Source organism: Methanoregula sp., from assembly GCA_041645435.1.
GTDB lineage: Archaea > Halobacteriota > Methanomicrobia > Methanomicrobiales > Methanospirillaceae > Methanoregula.
Map to the genome: position 1 here is coordinate 1 of JBAZQB010000011.1, position 19,820 is coordinate 19,820.

Annotated in this window: 17 protein-coding genes; 1 reads left to right on the plus strand and 16 read right to left on the minus strand. The window is 48.7% G+C overall.

The window, feature by feature from the left end:
* Positions 1 to 551 precede the first annotated feature (551 nt).
* The 10 genes from WC593_14970 to WC593_15015 all read right to left on the minus strand — a co-directional run bounded on the left by WC593_14970 (position 552) and on the right by WC593_15015 (position 8,324).
* Entirely contained in the window at positions 552 to 683 is a 132-nt protein-coding gene (locus tag WC593_14970) for a hypothetical protein (protein ID MFA4826450.1), read from the minus strand.
* A 107-nt stretch (positions 684 to 790) separates the two neighbouring features.
* Complete coding sequence (locus WC593_14975) at positions 791 to 1,111, minus strand: hypothetical protein (protein ID MFA4826451.1); 321 nt, start codon at positions 1,109 to 1,111, stop codon at positions 791 to 793.
* Positions 1,112 to 1,384: 273 nt separating this feature from the next.
* A complete protein-coding gene (locus WC593_14980; GenBank protein MFA4826452.1) occupies positions 1,385 to 1,588 on the minus strand; it encodes a hypothetical protein in 204 nt (67 codons plus the stop codon).
* Complete coding sequence (locus WC593_14985; protein MFA4826453.1) at positions 1,585 to 1,710, minus strand: hypothetical protein; 126 nt, start codon at positions 1,708 to 1,710, stop codon at positions 1,585 to 1,587. Before WC593_14985 ends, WC593_14980 begins: the two co-directional genes overlap by 4 nt.
* 9 nt (positions 1,711 to 1,719) lie before the next feature.
* On the minus strand, positions 1,720 to 2,163 hold the full coding sequence (locus tag WC593_14990; GenBank protein ID MFA4826454.1) for a TIGR02594 family protein: 444 nt from the start codon (positions 2,161 to 2,163) through the stop codon (positions 1,720 to 1,722).
* Between the two features lie 16 nt (positions 2,164 to 2,179).
* Positions 2,180 to 2,461, minus strand: a complete 282-nt coding sequence (locus WC593_14995; GenBank protein ID MFA4826455.1) for a hypothetical protein — start codon at positions 2,459 to 2,461, stop codon at positions 2,180 to 2,182.
* A gap of 18 nt (positions 2,462 to 2,479) precedes the next feature.
* Positions 2,480 to 5,980 carry a hypothetical protein gene (locus WC593_15000; GenBank protein ID MFA4826456.1) on the minus strand — a complete coding sequence of 1,167 codons (3,501 nt, stop codon included), beginning with the start codon at positions 5,978 to 5,980 and terminating at the stop codon, positions 2,480 to 2,482.
* Between the two features lie 12 nt (positions 5,981 to 5,992).
* A complete protein-coding gene (locus WC593_15005; GenBank protein ID MFA4826457.1) occupies positions 5,993 to 6,685 on the minus strand; it encodes a hypothetical protein in 693 nt (230 codons plus the stop codon).
* A gap of 1 nt (position 6,686) precedes the next feature.
* Positions 6,687 to 7,124, minus strand: a complete 438-nt coding sequence (locus WC593_15010) for a hypothetical protein (GenBank protein MFA4826458.1) — start codon at positions 7,122 to 7,124, stop codon at positions 6,687 to 6,689.
* 33 nt (positions 7,125 to 7,157) lie between these two features.
* A complete protein-coding gene (locus WC593_15015) occupies positions 7,158 to 8,324 on the minus strand; it encodes a hypothetical protein (GenBank protein ID MFA4826459.1) in 1,167 nt (388 codons plus the stop codon).
* Between WC593_15015 and WC593_15020 the strand changes: the two genes are divergently transcribed.
* On the plus strand, positions 8,323 to 8,610 hold the full coding sequence (locus tag WC593_15020) for a hypothetical protein (protein MFA4826460.1): 288 nt from the start codon (positions 8,323 to 8,325) through the stop codon (positions 8,608 to 8,610). The genes WC593_15015 and WC593_15020 overlap by 2 nt on opposite strands.
* A 148-nt stretch (positions 8,611 to 8,758) precedes the next feature.
* On the opposite strand, the gene WC593_15025 is transcribed toward WC593_15020, so the two are convergent.
* The 6 genes from WC593_15025 to WC593_15050 form a co-directional block, all read right to left on the minus strand.
* Positions 8,759 to 14,872, minus strand: coding sequence for a hypothetical protein (locus WC593_15025; protein ID MFA4826461.1), 6,114 nt, complete (start codon positions 14,870 to 14,872; stop codon positions 8,759 to 8,761).
* 4 nt (positions 14,873 to 14,876) lie between these two features.
* The gene (locus WC593_15030; protein ID MFA4826462.1) at positions 14,877 to 15,911 is read right to left on the minus strand and encodes a hypothetical protein; all 1,035 of its coding nucleotides are present in this window, start codon (positions 15,909 to 15,911) and stop codon (positions 14,877 to 14,879) included.
* A gap of 816 nt (positions 15,912 to 16,727) precedes the next feature.
* The gene (locus WC593_15035; GenBank protein MFA4826463.1) at positions 16,728 to 17,024 is read right to left on the minus strand and encodes a hypothetical protein; all 297 of its coding nucleotides are present in this window, start codon (positions 17,022 to 17,024) and stop codon (positions 16,728 to 16,730) included.
* Positions 17,025 to 17,026: 2 nt separating this feature from the next.
* Positions 17,027 to 17,479, minus strand: coding sequence for a hypothetical protein (locus WC593_15040; GenBank protein ID MFA4826464.1), 453 nt, complete (start codon positions 17,477 to 17,479; stop codon positions 17,027 to 17,029).
* Complete coding sequence (locus WC593_15045) at positions 17,476 to 19,056, minus strand: hypothetical protein (protein ID MFA4826465.1); 1,581 nt, start codon at positions 19,054 to 19,056, stop codon at positions 17,476 to 17,478. Before WC593_15045 ends, WC593_15040 begins: the two co-directional genes overlap by 4 nt.
* Positions 19,057 to 19,779 carry a hypothetical protein gene (locus tag WC593_15050; GenBank protein ID MFA4826466.1) on the minus strand — a complete coding sequence of 241 codons (723 nt, stop codon included), beginning with the start codon at positions 19,777 to 19,779 and terminating at the stop codon, positions 19,057 to 19,059.
* Positions 19,780 to 19,820 lie beyond the last annotated feature (41 nt).

Here is a 19,820-nt window from a genome sequence, read left to right on the forward strand (position 1 = left end):
TCTTTGCCAAGACATTCAGATCACGGGGGCGCTTCGGCTTCTTGCTTGATTGGTCAGGCATGGTTAGATTATGCCTGAGCTTTCCCTAAAAATCAATCCCCCAAAAATTCAAACTGATACACTACCGCGTTCGATATTCTTTGGACTTTTAACTATAAAACTCATAGCATTGCAGTTTTGGCATACCAAAAGTATCTCGTTTGCGAATCTGCGCTTGCAGTCTGAGCAAATAAACAGGCATCCGCTTACAACATATTCAGGCCATGATTCTGGATGTTTACACACCTGACATAACAGGTCATTATCATCCATTACCTCCCCCTATTGTTTACAATCTTCTCCACACCGTAGGCAGGTTTCCCATAGTGGGGGCTGTGCTATTTGGATTCTTTCTTCTACTACCAGCAGCAGTTTAGCAATACAAGGGCACGGTTCTGCCAATTCCCGCTGGGCTGTGGTCAGGCTCTGCTGGATATCTTGAAGAGTAAAGATACTTACGTCTTTGGTTAGTAGTCTGAAAGCCTTAAGTAGAGGCATTTTTAACTCTCCCCTTACCGCCCTCGTTTAGTAAATTGTTCCGCCTGATTAACCAGAAGTTTTTCATCCTCAGTCATCCTGGCCCTGCCCATTACTCGCCTGAAAATAGCAAGTAATAATTTGATAACCACGGCCTCAAAATCCATAACGACTCTCCATCTTGTCGGCATACCCCAACCAATCAGCCTCGTGCTTCAAACCTTCTTTAGTTGTCTCAGGCCCGGCCTTAATAAGTAAATCCTGATAGGGTTGACTAATCACCGGCCTTTTTGGGTTTGGAATCTGCACTGTCTCCACTCCCTGCACGCCGGCGCAACTGCTCAAAATAATCGGCAAACTGATCAGGAGCCAAAGCATCAATTTTATCCTTTTCATATTGGGTCTCCGCATCTTTTTTGGCGTCAGCCTTGAGAATTTCCACGGCCTTTTTGTAACCATTTAATTGTCGGATAAGTAGATCGTTCTTGGCTCTTACAGAGTCAAGTCTCCATCCTTGAACTGTCCAAGCTCCCCCGGCCCCGATAGCCATAGCTGCTACCAAAACGCCAACTTTAATGTAGGTTAAGATTCCCATAATCTCCTCACATCGCAGACTTGCCATTGACCACTACCGTTTCTTTGCACTCCTGGGCCTTCCACGCCCCCGCTGTCGAGTTTGTGAGGTAGACGCCGGCGTCTATCCCCAGAATCGTGACCAAGTAAGTGATGACCTTCTCAAAGCCGCCAGTCCCCCACCCACAAAGCCGTATCCACGACATGAGGATAATGTTGACTACCAGTAATACAAAGCAAACTCGACTGGCAGATGGAGTGCCTGACGAAGGATCAATAAATATCTGCCACCAACTCATGCGCTTGCCGGAACCTTGATTAAGCTGTTTACGACCTCGGTTAGGTTCCGCACCTTGGCCGTGATTTGGTCCAGCCGTTGCTGATCTTGTTCAATCTGCTGTTGGCTTTCCTGGTCCACTAACTGCTGCGATGTAACGAAGAGAGAGACCTTTGATTCAAATTCGGTTAGTGCATCTGTCAATGGGGTAAAGTCCATCATGATTTTTCTCCTTTAAGTTTGCGCCATAACTGCGAGCACCCACTTCCGATAGCGGCAAAGACAATATAGATAATCCAAAACGGCGTGGAGAAGATAGAGAGGATTCGCCAGAACCAGTTCATGTTGTCACCTTATCCGTAAGAAAAACTATTAGGCCACCGGAACTCGTAATCATCCAGAGGGTAGCGGGCGATGCACACCTGATTTGACTGGTTCCCGCCAATGAAATAACCATAGCCGTCTTCGTCTGCATAAAGAAAGAAGGTTACATGGCCGGTGCCGTTGCCATTATTCTTCACAGCAATGGCGCCATACCTACCCATGATCTCCTTACCCCAGTTTAGCCAGGAGATTGCCTGCGCCGATTTGGTTCCCTCGAATCCAACCCCGCAATTCTGCATAACCCAATTTGCGAAGCTGGAACACCAGGGAGTTTCATCATCACTTGCCTTAAGCGTAGTGGCCTGATGGTAAGTAACAATTCTGGGGTTATTCTCGGAACCGCTAACCTCTTGAGTATCCCGGTTAAACTCAGCTTCGATTAGCCTCATCCAAGGTGGTACACAGTATTTCATGATAATATCTCCAACTCTATTTTACTTCTTGAATATTATAGTTAGGCGTTTTGCCTTCCCTATATAGACGTTCTGCTTGGTAATTACACAGTTTATCCATAGTTCGCCAGATTACAGCTCGATGTCTTTCATATTCTAACTTCCATTCATTGTCCTTTGTTTGAGCTACTTGAAAAGCTTTAGATATATCCTCAATCGAACCTTTAATAGAGTGATAACCTAAACCAGATAGCCCCATAGACACAGCCCATAGGCCAGCAATAGCCCAATTCTTCCAATTATCGTTTCCATTTTCCATGAAGTCTCCTGTGGATGTTTAATAATCGCCAAGGTTAATCCAATATAGTGTTAAAAATCCAGTTATAGCCAAAGTCATTGCCTTGGTGGTAGAAGCATCAAGAACCGCCGCATTGACATAAACATCAAGGGCCGTGGTGGTTCCATCGAACTGAGCCGAGGATGCTAAAGCCGCCTTGACTGCATTCGTCAGGACGGTGTTGCCGACCGAATCAACAGTTTGGGCTGGGATAATGTCTTGCTCTGTGCCGGTCAAATCACCATCCGAGGCGCTTGTTGCATCTACTGAACCTACCCCAAACTTATAAACATCGTTTGGACTGGCATTAAAACAATCATTGCTCACTAAATGACCGTCGAATATGGCCCCCAAGAGCATGATACGACCTGCCGGGAAATCGTAAACCTTGACTCCTGCTCCTTTATCCGCTCCATCCGCCATATCCAAATCGTTGGCACCAGTTAGGGTAAGCTCAAGGACGGTTTTATTTACAAAGCCATCTTGTGATTCAGTAGCAACAGCCTTACCTAACACTACTGCACCAACTCCCTGAGCAGAAGAACGACGCTGCTCAACATGGACTCCGTTTTGTTCCTTCAACCATATTGTTTCTTTCTTTGTTATATCTGTAGTAGGTCCGAAGTCACTTTGGATTCCCATATAACTATACTGCGGAACCGCTGAACTTACTGCCTGGACCCCACCTATTCCGGCAATCCTAAACCTAATAAAATATCCTGCAACGTTTGGAACTGTCCAGGGCAGTCCCATAGCGGTCATGTTTGGTGCAGGATTAACCGCCCCTGTTAATCCAGACGGCCAACCAGCTTGAGTAAAATAAACCGAAGCCGGTCTGACTTCATCAACCAAGTTGGCGTCGTCTACAGTTATGTAACTCAAGCCACCTACATCAACTCCAAGAGCGGTAACTTTGAATTTTCCATTGTTGCCACTGGCGATCACATTTACTGTACATCCAGTTCCAGAACCACCTGTAGTTTCCTTAGTACCATGAGCATACAAAGTGCCAGGATTAGCAAGGACGATATCTTTAACTGAATTAATTCCACCAGTAGTATCTATACCTAAAACCGTGGCAGTTGCATCTCCACCACCAGTTGATATAGTTAAGGTATCACCAACTACATAACCTGTTCCACCTGCTACCGGAGCCGCTCCCAGTTTCCGAATCTTTCCTACTCCAACAAAACCAGATATAATAAGATAATCGCCAGCCCGTAATTTATGCGAGCCATAGGTCATGTTCCCTACAGGAAAGTAATTACCTGCATAGGCTAAGGTAAATCTTTGATCGCTTTGGTCTACGACAGCTCCAGTAGCGCCAGGAGCCATACGGTAGCGACCTAATGGAGGCGGTTGCCAAGTCCACTCGTACCCACTGGCCCCACCTGAATTAACTATGGGAATAGCTACCCATTCAAAGCCATCGTAGTATTCGGCGACTATGGTGTTGCCGATTGACGGAGTGGATAGGGTAAATTTAACTCCAACTATCGGAGCATATGCATCCCCTACATAAATAGCATCCCCAAGAGCAGCAGGAGAAGACCAAATGTTGAAAACTGCCGTGTTATAATAACCAGCAGAAAAGCCACCACTTCTTGTATAACAATATACATATGGGCTTTGTCCGGTTTGCCTTGCCCTAAACTTATAGAATTTAGTATTAAGATCACCAAGAGTAATAGAAATTTCCCTTCGTGGGGTAGAAGAAAAACCATTTAGATATTGTAAATTGGTTGCTGCATTATTTCCAGTTACAAATGAATCCCCACCAAAGGCAAACGCCCTATATGGGTTTGCAGTCTCTGTAATAATCTGTGGTGTGGTGTCTAAATCAACACCGATATTATCTTTCCAAGAACCATTATTAAATCCATGAACAAGGGTTGTGTAATTTATTTGGCCAAGAGCGCAATCCTGCGCGTCGTTTCCAGTTACTACGCAATCAATAAACCCTTGAACATCAAAACCATAACCCAGGTCCGATGCTATTTTATTATTGCTGATTATATTACGAACGAGAGCCTTGTTGGTAGTCTTAATCGCTGTTGAGGCAGCGCCCAATAAATTGCCGACGATTGTATTTTTAGAGTAACCACTTGTTAGATCTAAAGCAGAATTAACTTGCCGGACCCAATTACCCTGAATATCGCTCCCAGATGCGGAAGTAATATTTGTAATACCAGTTTGGCAAGTCTCCACAATGTTGCCTCTTAACATACCACCAGCACAGGTAATGCCAGACGCTACATCTAAGCTGTAGTCCCCATCTTCCGTTCCACCACTTACCCGACTGTTTGTTAAACGACTATCAGCATCAACCCAAACCCCCCCAGTAGAAGTTTTAGTTGGGTTAATCCAAAGATCCTTCATATAGGTCATCATACCTGTTGGACCAGCATAGACTTGGTAAATCTTAAATCCACCCACCCGTAGCATATTCAAACGAGTATTAACAGATTTCCAAGAACCGGAAGATCCAATATGCAATCCATCTGTATAATAATCATATGCAGTTACATCACAACTTATGTAAAAATCTCTCAGCCGCACACTTGCTGTTGAGTCTGCTGTCATAAAAGGACGAGCTTGGTCCAAGGTGGCCTTGGCAACAATAGTTGTAGATCTTTCAAAGAAACCACTTACCCCAAGCCCTGCACCATACATCATTGTCCCAACTGGTAACATAATAAAGCCATTGATGTAAAATGTGCCAGACCCAAGATTGACAGGAATCCTCTCCGCTATATCATTTGAACTGTACCATTCTGCACGAGTTGCGAAGAGGGCATGTTGGAGTGCGTTTCTGTTTGCTGCTGCATCCGCTATAATATTAGGTTGCATCCCCCACCATTGAGGGCGAACAAATAGCTGGTTTGAATTTAAGAACTTTACTCCAAACCCTTCTTGTGGTAATAGAGTGCCAGTAAGTGATGCACCATTACTCTTAAACACATTATCCACACGATGAGGATAAACCTGAAAGGTATTGCCTACTATGTTTTTAACCATAACTTCAACACGAGCAGAATGTAGTCCTCCATCCGTTGTACCATCATCAATAGTTGTATTTATAGCAAGAAAGATACGCTCGTTTTCTCGAAACCCATGATCAGTAACGCTTAAGGTTAATGGCTGTCCTGCTTCAGGTGCAGAGACGGAAAACGATCTTGGAAGGAGATTATAAGTATTTACATCGTCAAAAATTTGATGATTATAGTCTATAACTGTACCAAGTATAGTAAGAGTAACTCCAGCAGCAATCTTAACCGGAGAGCCTGAGTAAATATCCAAAACAACGCCAGCTGGTACTGTTCGGTTGGCGGTAATAGTACGAGCAGCCTCAGCTAAGCCGGGAGGTATAACAATTACAGTTCCAGAGGGAGGACTAGCAGCTAGAGCAGCATCCAGAGTATTATAAGGAGCAGTCTCGCCTATAGTTTTGTTGATTGTTTCAATTACTCCGCTGCCAATAGTGTGTTTAGCAATTCCCATCGTTATTCCCCTTTATGAGCTTACTATAGTTTCCCAGGCGGCTCCGGTATAAACACAGAGTTTGGCCAAGTTAGAATCGAAGATCATCAATCCGGCTGGGGGAGTAGCAACAGCATTTTTTTGAGCCGTAGTCATAACTGGAGGCAGAAAGCCTTTGGTAGTGCTGGATAGGTTCAACAAGGCTGCGCCGTTAGGAGCAGCAGTGCCAATACCGACAGCGCCACTTATAATCGCTCCATCTGCTGGTGGATCGTTGCCGGCTGCTACATAACTACCGAGGATTAATCCTCTGTTGTAAAAGGTTGCCTGTTGTGTGGCTCCATGCCATATACCGACCCCGAAATTTCCTCCTGTCGCATCAACCCCGAAACCTGCCGTGTTGGATGCCCCGGGATCTTTCACTTGGATCGCGGCTCCAGTGCCCTGGACATATAGCTTAGAACCCGGAGTTGCCCCAATACCAACCTGGCCTGCCGCATCTACTGTCACCGCTTCAGGAGAACCATCACTGGCCCAGACCTTCGAGTGTTTATGGCCTGGATCAATACTGCTATCATCTAAACCCAAAATTACCTTGGTCTCTGCCAGGGTCTTTTTGACCACGGACCCGATCCCAGAACCGACAAAGAAGTCGTTGGCCGCGGTGATTTTGTTTAGAAGGTTGGTATCAACGTAGCGCCTTATGGAACCAAGGAGTGCTCTCATGTTATGCCTCCAAAGCCACCAGGAGCTTGATGGTGCACTGGTTGCTATCACCCATATTCGCAGCATAAGGAATCAACTGATCCACTACCAACTGCACCGCTACCCCGTTAGTCTCGGTAATCGGCATATCCCACTTGGTAGTAGTCTGCGAGCAGTTGTCTCCCAAGCCTCCCAGGAAATCTATGGTGCTATCTTTCTGTGACCGTAACTCCACATCGTAAAGGTCGGTAGGTTGTACGCTTCCAGTACCGGGGATAATTTCCGCCCTGACGATGGTGCCGGTAATAGGGGATTTGGGCTGGTAACTATTAGTGCACCCTGCTTGACTCAGTGTGGGAGAACTGACGTTCCCAGAACTATCTGAAGTCAAAATCCACGTCAATTCAACGGATTTACCCGAAGGCGATTCTTCATAAGAAAAAACTGCGGTTCCGGCCATGGTTTGACTCCTATCTTTTTAGAATTTTCCCAACTACGCTATCTGGGTAATCATAATCTGGGCATACACTTCTACCCCAAAGTTGGCAGCGATACCAAGACCATATGTTGCTGCCGTGCTTCCAACCTGGTATTCGAGACGGAACTGTTTAGTAGCGGTGATGGTAACAATACCCTTTGCTGTAGAGTCAATGGAGTCGGCAGAAGCTGATTTAGCACTTTTGCCGATCAAAGACGCTACTACGGCCGCATCAGTGACATTGTACAACCTGATCTGACTAAGAGCGGTTGACACAAAAGGACAGGATGCTTCGATAAGATAAGTTCCGGCATTCAAACTAAAAGCAGGTAAAGCGGATGAGTCCACAATGCTATGATTATCTTCCTGCTCCGTATTTATCGGCACAATAAGCCATGAGCCTTGCGTCGCTGTGCCACCTGCCACGTTTTGAGCTTGCCTATTTTGCAGTACAGCAATTCTCCCGATAGACCCATAGGTGCCTCGGTTCAGCAGCACCCAGGAATCCAACGCCTGAACATATTGCAGGTCGAGAGGATAATTTGCAGCGGGGATTTGATTGCCTACCAATGGTGCCCCAGAATATGAGATGACAGGTTTGGCAAGCAAGGAGTCAGGCGCAAAGGTTACGGCCCCGGTGTTGGCTGCGGTCGATAAAACCGAAACCCGTAATTTATCAGTCAGTGCCGGAATAGAAGGGGTGAATGTGGCAGTAATGGCGTTGGCAGACCCACCAGCAGAGGCGGCGGTGTATGATTGCTGTTGAATCCCTGAGCTTGTGATAAAAGTTCCGATAGTTCCTGCCGAATCTTTTGTGTAAATAGAAGTACCGGAGGCGTATAAGGCGACCACATTAGCCGAGGGCGTGGCTGGCACGGTAGGGCCAAGCAAAATATAGGAATGATATGGGGGAAATTCAACATTATCAATTGGGAAGCCGTCTACTGTTACGCCATCCGCATCTTTTAAAAGTAATTTAAGGATGGTCTTGGAATAGATTAACGCCTCACCGTTGGCATCTAAAGTAACGAAGTTGCCGTTACTGGTGGCGAATAGAGGGTCGGCATAGGTAGGGGTGGGCGTGTCGGTTCCGGCGGCATAAGTGTAAAGCACTCCGCCAGATAGGGGAATATTATTGCTATCCCACCATTTAAATCGTGGACTTAATACCGGGCTTGACATGGTTGATTACCTCTTACCCTTTTTGCTTTTAGGTGGGCTTGCCGCACCCCGTACCTTGCAGAGCCTTAACCTCTTTTGCGGTTTTGGTCCTGCTTTCTTCTTTTTAGCCTTACCTTTCTTATCGCCCACGTTTTTACTCCAAATAAAAAAGGCCACCCAAAGACCCCTTGCGGGGTTCAGGGATGGCCTTGCGGCGGTGCCTGGGAATATTCAGTTGTTTGGAAACATCAAGGCATATTCAGTCTTAACTTGTCAAGAAATAAGAAACCAAATCATCGGCCCATAAAATCGGCCATTTCTGGTTCTGGGTACTCCCGATAATCTGGCGGACCTGATAGACAAAATATCATCAAGATTATGATTGCAACGGAGAATATGCTTAATATTGTCTCTCCGCCAGCGGGTATACCACTGTGTCTATAATCGGCCATACCCTATTTTCCTTGTTTAGTCGCCCGATGTTCCCGTATCGCCTGCTTAATTTCTACAAAATCTTCTGATTTCAGTTTCATATTGCTTTTATACCAATCTTTAGCAGCTTGAATGTCCCGCATATCCGCGGTAGATAAAGTCTTTTTAAACTGACTACGCAGACGTAGGGGGATGTTTTTCTCTGGATAACCACGTTCAATACTGTCAATGGCCCCCTGAGTGGTGCCCCCAAGTTTAACATATTCCTTAAGATATTTCAAGGCTGCTTTCTGATCACCAAAGCGCCGAGCCTGCTTCCAGTAATAAAGGGCGTTACTCTTGTCAGTGGGAGTCGCTGTTGGGCGGTCCATCCCTTGCTTATCCATGAATCGGTATTCTAACCGTTTCGCCGTCCAGTAAGCCGCTTCACCGGTGTCGTTGCTGTATAGAACCATCCCAGTAAGATCATGTCTGATGCCGCGGGTAGGCTTCCCTGTGAGGTACTGATATGGCAGATTGAGTGACCATAATCGGGCAACATGCTCCGCCTTGTCCCTAATAGGCCGGGGCTTCGAGATGTCCGGGAATAAGCTTTGGCCGGTTAAGACTTCAAGCCCAGTCTTGATAAACGGGTGAGAAGCATTAACGATCTTATTGGGGGCGGACATCGCCATATCCTTGCCGATTTCCTTGGCAGATTTCTTTCCTTCCTGGATATCATGAATAGTAGCCAATGGATCACCTAAACCAACCCAATCCAGAACATCAGAAAAGGCACCTTGAAAACGGATACTCAGTACCGTACCGTCTTGACGGCGACCCAAGATCAGATGCAATTGATGGCGATTTTCAAATAAGCGCCGTTTCTCATCATCATTCAGGCCCAACACCCTAACAGCCGCTTCGTTCCAAAGGGAGACCAGCCCATAGAGCATTAAGGCTTGTATGGCTACTTTTGCTGTGCCCATAATAAGCTTTTTAGCGCCCACACCTGCTATCCGGGCTCCCGCACCAGCCGCTCGCCCTTCCCGGCTAGCACTGCGGAACAGTCGAATATAGCGCGGGGTGTTGATTTCCATCCACGAGAAGAACGGAATCATGTGCGTCCTGAGCCATTGTCCTGCCTTAGAAAGGTTGCCATAATCTCCGATCAGGTCACGAGCCAACAGCGCAGCTTTCTTCTTGGGGTCAGATTCGGCATCTACCATCTTTGGGTCTGATGCTCCATAAGGACTCTTGCCACGCCCAATTTCATCTCTAAAATACTTATAAGCGGCGATACGCAGAATATTTTCCCTGGCCTGAGTCAAGCCCTTAGATTTCTCCCAAAACTTTTCAATAATGTTCGGCTTATCGGCAAGCAGCACACGAAAAAGGCCGATGTCTTTAATGTCGGGGATCTCCTGGATAGAGAAACCTGAACTGATTACCCCATATTCCAAGGCTTCCCGCATATCACGAGTCATGGCCTTGCCTTTATGGTAGCCCCAAGCTTCTTCCGCCGATTCCCGGAAGTATTTTAGGATCCTGGGATCATAAGCCAGGGCGATATCTAAGTCACCACTCATATTATTGAGGTTGTATTTTAGGACTCTAACGGGGTTTATCAGGGTCCATTGCTTCCATGTCGCCATGGTGGCCCTGACAAAACGGTCAAAACCTTCGTCTTTATCAAAATCCCGGAAGTTATCCAAGACCTGAGCTACCCGATCCGGGATTGTCCAGGCTGGCCGTTTCTGCCCCATAGCCACGATGGTTTTAAAATCTTCCGCGGTGAGGGAACGATTGCCAGCTATCACCTCATCTATAACTTTTTGCGGCACACTGGCCGTCCGATACCAAATGGTGCCGGGCTTTGGCTGCCAAGCGACATAACCATCCGGTAGCGGATCGCCTTTCTTGACAGTTATAGCGGTAGCAGCCTTAATCTCTTGCAAGATATCATGCGTTTTTATCTGGGCTATGGCTTGGGAGATATACTGGTGTTCGGCTTCAATGTATTCGGTGTTAAAATCAAGGCCAGAACCCTTCCGGCCTTTCTGCCACCCCTTTTTATGTAACCGCACGTCCCCCGATGATAACCCCTTGCGTTGGGCATCCATATACATCAAGACCTGATGATGAAAATATCGAGGGTCGTCTTTGACTTCTTCCGGGAGTAAATCACGGGATATTAATTCAGCTTTCAGGACTTCGTTAAACTTCTGACGCCGCTCTAATGCTGCCTGAATATCTGGATTTGCGGCGGCAAGTTTCTTAAACTTTTCCAAATCCCGCTCAACCGCCCCCCGATCTTTGTACCCAAAAGGCAAATCGCTCTTGCCTTCATAAAGGCCATTATCAATGTCTTTTATAAGGTCATCAAGAATAAGGTTACGGGTAAACACATCATATTTCTTAGGACCAAGCCCCGCCAAGATTCCGGCAGTGGTGTGCGCTGACATGGCTTGCGAATATTCCGGGATTGCCTCAAACCGCCGTAGGATCGTAATTACCTTGGCATCCTCAGCCTTGGATAATCCTGGAACATGTTTGAAATTTTCCTTGGCATCGGCAATATGCTTCTGCATACGCACCAACATGCCTTTCCGGGTCAGTCCCTTTGCGGCCCGATAACGGCGTTCCACCTCTGGATCATCGGACATGGCGCGTTGGTCGCCAGGAACCTTTAAATCATCGTTGGCTTTTTGTAACCGAGATATGTCTTGTGTGGCAAGGCCAACCTTGAGAGTGGTGTCCGCGAAATCGTCAATGGTGGTAGAGGTCTTTTCGATAGCAGTGTCAAGTCCGGTGATTCTGGGCTTTCCCTCATCCCCAAACAACCCCCCCGTACCGGGCAAAGACTGCATTTGGTGAGAGTCGCCCCCAGAGTCAGACATTTTCTGCAAACGTTGGCGGCGCAACTGATCAAAGACCTTTGGGTCTTTAGCCATTCTGATAATTTGATCATCAGGGCCGTCAGGGAAGGTTTTCAAGACAATTTCAAGGTGCTTTGCGTCTAAGTCAGGGTATTCGACTTGGAGTTCGTTAAGGCGAGATTCAATCTTGGAGGCTTTAGGTCTGCCCCCGGGAAGGTCTAATGCAGGTTCGGACTCCCAGGATGTGTCGGCGCTGGCTGATTCGGTTCGCTTGGCTTCAAGTTCTCTGGCTGCATATTCTGTCTCAGCCTGCACCTCAGCTTCAGCTTCTCTTTCAAATCGTTCAAACTCTGCGTCCGATAGTCCGAGTCGTTTTCGGTCATATTCGATTTGCTCCGTTAAGATGCGGTCAGCTTCGCTTACGCCTTTCTTATTTTTAAACTTTTCGTACCTGCCGTCAAGAAAATAACGCACTAGGTCGCCGGGGTCTTCAAAATGGGCAAACTGGTCAGGGTAATGGGCTTTTAGTTCCGGTAGTAGAACGTCAACTCCAAAGCCGTCTTTTCGGAGAATCAATCTGCCTAACTTTTGCCGTTCTTCGGCTGTGCTGACAAAATCCCGTACTGACTTAGGCGTGATGCCGCCTACGCTATGCACCAGGGCAGCAAGATCGTTTTTCTCAACCGCTGCCTGCCAATCAGCGCCTTTGCGTTTTTCCCTGTTGGCTAATTCCGTCTTAAGCCTATCTTGGGCCTGTTCCGGGGTCTCCTGACTTACCAACCCCTCCGGCGCACCTTGCCGGGAATCGAACTTGGCGCGCATGGCGGCGACGGCGGCTATGTCAGTTCCCGCTTTACTCGCCCCCCCCTTCCCCACGACATCTTTCATCTTCAATGCCGCGGCCTTCTCAGTCATAGTGCGGCCATCTACACTTACGGCTTTCTTCTTGGGGTAGCGGGTCGCCGTCCGGCCCGTGGCGTTGTACTGCTCGATGAGGGTGTCGAGGGGGTCAACCTTCCTCAGGCCGGCCTTCTCGGTGAGGGGCGTGGGGGCGGACTTCTTTGCCAAATCTGGATATTCGACCAGGACTTTAGCGGGAACTTTATCTCCACGAGAAAGTGCTTGTTCAACCTCTATCTTATGTCCTTTATCTAAAACTAACCTCGTATATTTATAATCAGGAGAATCAACTTGGGAACGCAATGTTTCTGCTGCGTGCTCTCTCTGTGTCATCTCCCAAGGTTCCTTCCCCCCACCCTGCGCCGGTCCTGCTTTTCCAATCTCCTGCGCCCACCCGGTCTTTTTTCCACCCTCCAAAGCATAATCAAAAACGTGCCAGCCGGGAGTTACCCCATCGGCCTTGTTCTGCGTGTAGGCGTAGGTCAGTTCTTCGGGTTTAACGCCGCGCTCTTTTGCCAGTGCGTTCCTGGACGCTTCAATCTCGGCTGGGTCAGGCTTGTAACCAGTAAGCGCCTGGGCCGCTTTCTCTGCTGTGGCTTTATCAGCGTAGGTGCCGTCGCCCTCAACCTTCCATTGCTGCCCTTCAGGATAGATTTGGGTGCCGGGGGCCTTGGCTTGGGTGGGTGAAGAAGTCTCAACCTGGGGAGGCTCAGGAGTTTGTGCCTGGTTTTTAGCGATAACTTGAGCGGCCTTTTGCGCTGCTTTCTCGGAACTAAATTTCGCTTCGCTGCCCTGGACTCGCCACCACTTGTTTTCGTCACGGTAGACTTGGGGAGTTGTGCTCTTCGGACCTGTTGCATATACCCCGCCTTGCGCCTTTTCATCCGGGGTCGGGACATACTGGCCGGTCTTAATCTGTGCGGCCAAGTCGTCCTGGACGGCGTTGGTGAGGTTGCTCATGGCCTGGGATTGGGCCTCAGGCGGGGCAGGAGCGGAGATTTCTTCTGGTACAGGGGATATTGGCACTTCCGAAATCGGTTCGACTATGGGAGGCATAGGGGAGGCTACAGGCACTTCACCGACAGGCGTGGCTTTCCTTAATGTCGCCTGGATAGTCGGTTGAATAGGTGGAGTTTGAGATTCAGGTGTAGGTGCCGCCGATATGGGAGGTTCTTCAATGGGCGGACCTTTCTTTGCCCCCACTATTTCTTCCATGACTTCGCGGAACTGCGGATATTTGCGAACCATCTCCGCCCGCTCCGATCCTGTCATGGACATAAGGCGTTCTTGAACTTCTGTGGGACTGTAGGGAACCGGCATTCCACCTTTGGCAGTGTATTTAAAAAAGGCATCGGGGGCATAGCTGTGGAATGCAGCCTTACCGACCTCTCCTAAAAGCCCGATACTTTTGGAAATCATTTTCAAATATGCAGGGGCCAGAGCAAATTCCATCGTTGGGACAAAAGCCTCCTTGGATGGAAGTGCTGCGAATGCTTCAGGTGCGGCCTGATCTGCACCGCTTTGCATGGCATTAGCCCATTCCTGAATAGTGCGTTCCCGACTTGGCTCGATCACGGCTTGATGAAATAATTCTAGTCCTTTCCGTAGAGGTACGAACGGCAGGTCCATGGCTTGCCCGACCATTTCACCAGCGGGAGCCGAGAATTGAGCCAGAGTGTCACCCGCTTCACCAACGCCCTGTATGACCACAGATTTAGCCGGATCTACCACAAGATTAGGTTTTGGCGCATCCAGATTGCTTCCTACTCCAGAGAATTGCGCCAGGGTGTCAGTGTCCGGCATGGCAAAAGGTATATTAGGTTCTTGAGGTGTCTTGGCCGCAACGCCCCTCTTTTGTAATTCAGCGTTGATATCTTCAAGACTGAACTGCGGTTTATCTTCTATCCCGCGCCTTTGCAATTCTGCGTCTATATCTTGAAGGCTTATTTTCTGTCCTGCATTTCCCGCTATTTTGCTTGCCCTTTCAAACCTGGGAAGTTCGATATGCCAGTGTTCACCTTTGCTTAGTGCTGGCCTTGTAAAACCATGCTTATCCAGTAGCCTTGTCCAGTTATCTTGTCCAAATTTAGCAATCTGATCCTGATCAATATCTAAAGCTTCTCCAACTTCATGTCTGGACCTTCCCGGAGTAGCAGCTAAATAAGGTTTGCGTTTTTTTAAGTCATGTTGCTCCGTATTTGTCCGATAGGAATCCGTCACCCTTAGCGGAGTGCCCGTCATGTCATAAAAATCCATGGCCATATCTTCAAAACGAGACTTTAGCTCAAAATTCACTTTATCGGCTCTTGGCAAAGTCCAAGGCTGCGACTCTCTGCGATCCAGTTCAGCATTAATATCGTCCAGGCTAATATCTGCCATTGATTTATTGCCCCTGCATCTGGTTTTTAAGGGCCTGCAATTCTTCTGTAGTCATGTCTTGTAGGCGTTTTGAGACCTTGTTGCCCTTACTCCCCCGATTTAACAAAGCCTCATGGCGATCCATGGCCTCCTTAAACATTCTCGCCTTTGTTTGGGAATCACTGGAATTATATTCTCCCCCTGCTTTTAATTCAGACATAGCCGCCGCATGTGCCTTTTGGGTAACTTGCGATGCCGGATCTTTCTTATTCTTGGTATAGAAATCTCGCATCTTCCCAATCTGTTCTTCAGAATATTTACCATTGGGGCCATCCGGTGATTCTCCAAACTCTTTAAGGGTATCCACATACATTTTAAGTTCTCCGGTCTGGCGACCCCCCTCTTTCCCGCCCTTGTAATCCTCAAACTGTTTCTTGAAATTAAACTTCATTCCTTCTTTACGAGTGGCCAAATCAAGTTCCTGTTCCGGTGTTTTGTAGGGACGCACTACAGAAACAGTTCCAGCCCCCGGCGCTTGGATAAAATTACCCTTTGTAGCATCATAAACCCAACTGGGAGACTTTTCTTTAGCCCGTAGGGCGAAGTCGGATACTTGCTTGAGTGCTACGGGATTGTATTTATCAGGCATGACATTGGTCCCGAATAGACCGTCAATTTTGCCTTTCATTTGAGCATAGTTCTGGTCATTAATCAACGGAGATAGTTTAGTAATGGCATCAATACCAAGTTCCATATTCTTTTCAGATACTCCAGCTTTTTTTAGTTCCAGGGCAGCTTGTTTATCCTGTAACTCAAACGCCTTTTCCGGGGCCACCTGCATAAGAGGGTTAATATCACCACTCTTGCCGTACTCGCTCATGGCATTTCTAGACTGTTTCATGCGTTCCAGTTCAGCCAACTTCTCTTGTCGTAGGGAGTTTTCGTAGGGGATGTTGGCGATATTCTGGCCTAACTGGACACCACGGCCCAGAGAGTCAACAATATCCGTTCTGGGTTGAGGCCGGTAATAATTGGAGAGGAAATTATAATTATCAGCCATGGTCTATCTCCCGGACAACCAATTGGAGTACGAGTTGTTCCAGGAAGAAGTTGGTAGGGCGTAAGAACTACCAGCGCCTCCATAAGAACTTCCTCCACTGCCACCACCAAACATTCCACTCAAGGCATTGACCATTCCTCCGCCTCCACCTCCAAACATACCTCCTACAGTGCCAGCGATACCCAAGATATTGTTTAACCCCTGCTGGTCAGCGGCTTGGTCTGCTTGATGTTGTGCCACCTGCCCTTGAAATACCTTATCGAAGGCGTTGACGGTGCCCTCAGCCCCCCTCATTTGCAGACCTGCCCTCCGGTTCGCAACCTCGTTTTCCCAGTTACCCATGGTCTGCCCAGTGCCAAGCCCCTGCGTGCTGAGGCCGTTCAACTGGTTCATGAGCTTGTCATAGTAGTTGCTGGCATAGTTCTGACCGTATTGAGTGGTAGCCTGACGCTGCGGCCCGCTCAAGAGCATTCCTCGGGATGCAGCCCCGGCATCCAAAGCCTTTTGGCCCTGATTAAACTGCCACTGGTATCCAGGAGTATTAGAGAGATATTCCTGTGGGCTGAAAGTGGTCTCGTAACCCGGTAGCCCTAAGAGGCTAGAATAGACATTTAGGGCACTTTTGCCAGCCGTGTTCCAGGGTTGAACGTAACCCAGGGCATTTGCCAACCCCTGCTTAAGAAGGTCGTGGCCGCTATTTACCGCATAATTTATTGACCTGGAACCGCCCCACGCTGCATCTGCGGCTTGTTGGGCTGTGTCGCCGCCTCCGTCACCGCCAAAAATCGCATCGAAAACTCCGATGGCACACCTCCTTTATGCGCTCACCAGCGCAAACCATTTGCTCCATGGTTCTGAGACATAATCACCCTCAAGCAAAGGCTCTTGAAATGGCGCTTCGCTGATACCCTGCAAAGTTCCTAAAGCCTGAAGCCAGACCACCCACGGCTTACTAATAACCTTGTTTTCCAATACGTCCTGACGCACTGGCGGGGGTGCTGACCCAACCACCTGATCACTGACCACGCAGAACCACATATGCCAGGGGCGGGACAGTATCGCCTCGTCCTTAAATTTTTCGTAGAACGGTTGCTTGATGGGCGGGTCGGTCATATTTAATCCTCAACGTAATCGCAAGAAGGCGTCTTATCGAAACGCACAGCTTTGATAGTAGCCCGCCCTTCAAGCAGTGCCTTAGTTACCCGGTGCCAGCCGTCCATGATAAATCCCTCATCGTCCATAATAACCGGAAAATTCATGTCCGTTTCTTGCACTCGCTTCATGTGTTCCGCTAAAACTTTGGCCGTGGTGATCGGACTCCAAATCTCAAACCCGATACAAAAACAGCGTAGTGGAAGGTCGAACACTTCAAGGTCTTTGCTTTTTTCGATGAGAGAAGTTACCAGCCATACCTTTTTGCCTTCCCGGTAGTAATTGTTGGCTACGTCACAGCCGGAAATTTTGACAGGCTGATAGCGCATTGCCGCCACTTGTTTGACTGCTTCAGCAACTTCCTCCGGGGTCCGAGTCCCCGATTTAGCCGGACTTTGTATTATCCTTTTGGTCACTTCAAAACCTCCACGCTCAAGATATCCCGGCAAATCGGGGCACTGACCATCAGCCGATAGGTCCGCTTATAGTCTGATCCCAACTGCCGGAAAATGGTACGCTTTTCGTATTCCCCTACCTGTCCAATAGGTTCCCATATCTCCGTAGGGAAGGTTCTGGCACCATCCTTCGACCAGGCCAGCATCGCTTGAGGCTCATTATCCTGATCGTAATAGGCGTCGGCGGGGACTTCTTTGCCATGGTCAAAGACGATCTGCATATCCGGGAAGAAGATGCGCTTGCCCCCATCAAAATATTGGTTCGATTCCAGGACCGCCTTAATAGCGTTCCCATCATCGGTGTAGCGGTCCATATCCAGTTGATAGAGTTTGCCGTTAGAATGGTCCCCGACTAAATGCTTGTTGTCGAACAGGATGTAGCAGTTACCCCGGTGCCGGCTGGTGCCCGGATAACTCGATTTCTTGTGCAACTCCCCGGTCGCTACGTCATAACTCCAGGTGACGTTAGCCTCGGGGAAATGCAGGTCGTAGAAGGTGTGCCCTTCCATGACGTAGATATAGCCGATAGCATCGTCTATCCGGGAATACTTGGCCACTTCCCGGTCAAACTTGCGGGTGCTGATAGTCTTAGCCTGATACCCAACGTTGCGGACCATCTGACCCTCATTGGTGAGCCAAAACAAGCCATTGTCCCCTTTGGCTAAAGAGGCTGTTGCTGCTAGGCCTTTTTCCACGAAAGTTCCTGGCAGTCGGGAGAAGGGAAAAGGCGACCCCCCGGAGTTGTACCAAATCTCCGTGGTGCGCTCCCCAAACAACCAAATGTTCAGATGGTCGGCAATGACCGCACTGATGTTGTCACTGCCACCTTCTTTTGCAGCCTGAGCATTAGCCGGCCAGGTGGTGAAGTCGTAAAGATCGCTTACCTGCCAGTACCGGCTATCAGGCTGCACGACGATCCCATAACCGTCCTGGAAGGCACAGGCTGCCCCGCCAATAAAATTAGTGTCGGTGATCTGAGCAAAAACCGGAGCTTCGGCCACAGTGATCCAGGTGATTTGCGAGCCCCCAGGGTTGTCTACTACCGTGCCCCCTACCGCGGTCGGCCAGGTCGGTTCAGTAGTGGCATGTGAAGTCCCGGCATCCTGGGATTTGTAATAGAAGCCGTTAGGGGTCGTGGGCCTGATATAGATATTTGCCTGATAATCGGTTGCCGCTACCCAGGCTTTGGGTAGGATGTCATAAACATAGCCGTTGGTTTTATGGGTAACGAGAACCTGGGTCCCATTATTCACTATCCCGATAGGGCCGCTTCGGGCCGCAATAGTGCCGATGGTGTTGATGTTGGCGTTGTTGTCCACCGCAAAGAGCGTGCAGGCCGTCTCGCTGGTCTGAGCCACCACATAGGAAATGTTGCCCATGACGGTGCCGCCCCAAACCGCCATTGCTCCGGTCAACTGGCAGAACTCCACCAGGCCAGGAGTGCCAAACATGATGACTTCGGTATCATCATCCGAGACTGGAAACCAGTTCACGGGCACCTGACCCCTCAGGGCCTCTTTGACGAAGGGGACTTTCACTTAAAAGACTCCGCTCTTAAAGTCCGCCAGACTTATGGGCGCACTATTGCCTTCCAAGCCCAGATTCAGTTTTATGGGCTCAAGGCGATTTGCCGCGTTCAAGGCTATAATGGCATTTAGAGTGCGTTCCGCCAGCACCACGATGGTCTGTGAGGGCTCCCGCTCATAATCCGGGCATAACTGAATGGCCAGGTTGGGGACGATGGCAGCGTAATATTCCGGTGACAGGCTGATGGTTGTGGTCAGGCTGTCGTAATCAGTTAAAAGTTTCTGGCTATTCAGAGTCGCCACATAAACGGCATCCGGGACCGGGTAGAAATACAGGGTCGCCAGGGGGAAGGTCGTCTTAAAAAACACCTTCTCCGGGATGCCCGTGACGGTCTTGTCGGGGATGGCGTTGTACTGGCCTTCGCCAATCAGGTCCAAAGGCACATCAGAAGAGCCGTCATTGACGTAACAGGTGTCCGTAAGGGCCAGGGGGCGTGCCGTGGTTAGGTTGCCAGCCGTGCCCCAGGTGTAGGACGCCTGATTAGCCACCAGGTTCAAAGTCTCTCGGGTAATCACCGGGACCGCCACCTCCATAGTGCTCCAATAGGCCAACATGAGGTTTAATCCTTCCATGGCGGTGATGGCCTGCCCGGAACTAAGAGACTCAGTGGGGCTTATGACATGGATAGCCCGCAATGAGACTTCCAGTATCTTTCTGACGGTCATGCTGAGCATCTACTTGCCTTTTCCTTTACCCTTGCCTTTGCCCTTACATT